The sequence below is a fragment of the Pseudoalteromonas sp. SR45-6 genome, assembly GCF_014163545.1.
GTDB classification, from domain to species: domain Bacteria; phylum Pseudomonadota; class Gammaproteobacteria; order Enterobacterales; family Alteromonadaceae; genus Pseudoalteromonas; species Pseudoalteromonas rhizosphaerae.
Genome location: NZ_JACJDM010000168.1, coordinates 1 through 625, shown reverse-complemented (window position 1 = coordinate 625; position 625 = coordinate 1). Strand labels below are relative to the sequence as shown.

The window sequence follows — 625 nt, the reverse complement described above, 5'->3', positions numbered from 1 at the left end:
GTTTAACTTCGCCAGAAGTTAATATTGAATACTAAAGTAGATACCAATCAATCAACTCCTAAGAGTTAACTAAATGGCACTGAATGATACTGCTATCATTCTTTTTTACTTTTGAAAACTCTGTACAAATACACTGTATTCATACGAATTTTATTATCAGCTTTTCCAAATTTTTAAAGAGCAAGAGATACAAAAACCTCTCAAAATTAAACACACTCTATTCTCAGGCTATTATGCTGCCCGATAAAAGAATATTTATTTTTAAGAAGTAAGTGGTGGAGCTAAGCAGGATCGAACTGCTGACCTCCTGCGTGCAAGGCAGGCGCTCTCCCAGCTGAGCTATAGCCCCACATATGCTGGTACTTATTGTTTGATTACCGACTTCGTTGAAGAAGTGGTGGGTCTGAGTAGATTTGAACTACCGACCTCACCCTTATCAGGGGTGCGCTCTAACCAACTGAGCTACAGACCCAAACAATAAGTGTTTGTTCTCTTTACAATAACAATCATCTGTGTGGACACTACGAACAAATAAGTTCTAAATCGTATAAGGAGGTGATCCAGCCCCAGGTTCCCCTAGGGCTACCTTGTTACGACTTCACCCCAGTCATGAATCACTCCGTGG

General features: G+C 40.2%; 2 tRNA genes and 1 rRNA gene. All 3 read right to left on the bottom strand.

Annotated features, from left to right (window positions below):
* Window positions 1-273: 273 nt before the first annotated feature.
* Window positions 274-349 (bottom strand) — tRNA-Ala (locus H5158_RS22735).
* A 46-nt stretch (window positions 350-395) separates the two neighbouring features.
* Window positions 396-472: transfer RNA gene (locus H5158_RS22730), tRNA-Ile, on the bottom strand.
* Window positions 473-548: 76 nt separating this feature from the next.
* Window positions 549-625, bottom strand: a 16S ribosomal RNA gene (locus H5158_RS22725); the annotation flags it as partial.